Raw genomic sequence first — 1,072 nt, 5'->3', positions numbered from 1 at the left:
CGCTCAACCCGGGCACCGGGGTGGAGCTGCTGATCCCGGACTTCAACGCCGACCCGGCCCAGCTGGCCGAGGTGTTCGGCTCGGCGCCGGAGGTGCTGGCGCACAACGTGGAGACCGTGCCGCGGATCTTCAAGCGCATCCGCCCCGGCTTCCGCTACGCCCGGTCGCTGGAGGTCATCACCCGAGCCCGCGAGGCCGGGCTGGTCACCAAGTCGAACCTGATCCTGGGCATGGGGGAAACCCCGGAGGAGGTCGAGCCGGCGATGCGCGACCTGGTCGAGGCCGGCTGCGAGATCCTGACGATCACCCAGTACCTGCGCCCGTCGGTGCGCCACCACCCGGTGGACCGCTGGGTCAAGCCGGAGGAGTTCGTCGAGCACGCCAAGGTCGCCGAGGGCCTCGGGTTCGCCGGGGTGATGGCCGGGCCGCTGGTCCGCTCCTCCTACCGCGCCGGCCGGCTCTACGCCCAGACCAAGCGCCACCGCGGCGAGGAACTGCCCGCCAACCTCGCGCACCTGGCCGAAGCCGGACCCGCCGCCCAGGAAGCCAGCAGCCTCCTCACGCGCTGAAAGTCGGGGGAATTCCCTGACGAAAGTGCGCCGCGAGCCCGATACCGTGCACGGTAGTTTGAAGGGGTCAGCAGGGGCAAAAGGGACAGGGGATCACACGTGGCGCTGGTAACCGACATCCTGGAATGGCTGCAGGCACTGCCGCAGCCGGCGTTGGTCGGCGCGACCGGCGCACTCGTGTTCGCCGAGTGCACCATCGGGCTGGGCTTCATCGCCCCCGGCGAGTCGGGACTGCTGGTCGCCGCGACCACCGCGAACACCGCGCCGCGGTTCCTGATCCTGTGGGCGGTGGTGGCGGTGTGCGCCACCCTCGGCGACTCGCTCGGGTACGCGATCGGGCGGAAGTTCGGGCCGCGGCTGCGCGAGACCAAGCTGATCCAGAAATACGGCACGGACGCGTGGGACAAGGCGACGGACGTGCTGCACCGCAGAGGCGCGTGGGCGGTGTTCTTCGCCCGGTTCCTGCCGGTGATCCGGACGCTGACGCCGGCCGCGGCGGGCAC

2 protein-coding genes are annotated in these 1,072 nt (G+C 71.1%); both read left to right on the top strand.

The window, feature by feature from the left end; all coding sequences use genetic code 11:
- On the top strand, positions 1-569 hold a 569-nt coding region (locus L2C96_RS44155), incomplete at its 5' end, for a lipoyl synthase (RefSeq protein WP_237340323.1).
- A gap of 99 nt (positions 570-668) precedes the next feature.
- Positions 669-1,072, top strand: a 404-nt coding sequence (locus L2C96_RS44150) for a DedA family protein (protein WP_237340322.1), incomplete at its 3' end; no start/stop codon positions are given.

It is taken from the genome of Amycolatopsis tucumanensis (genome assembly GCF_021654135.1).
GTDB lineage: Bacteria > Actinomycetota > Actinomycetes > Mycobacteriales > Pseudonocardiaceae > Amycolatopsis_E > Amycolatopsis_E tucumanensis.
The sequence above is the reverse complement of the archived record's forward strand: the minus strand, read 5'-3'. Positions and strand labels throughout refer to the sequence as shown.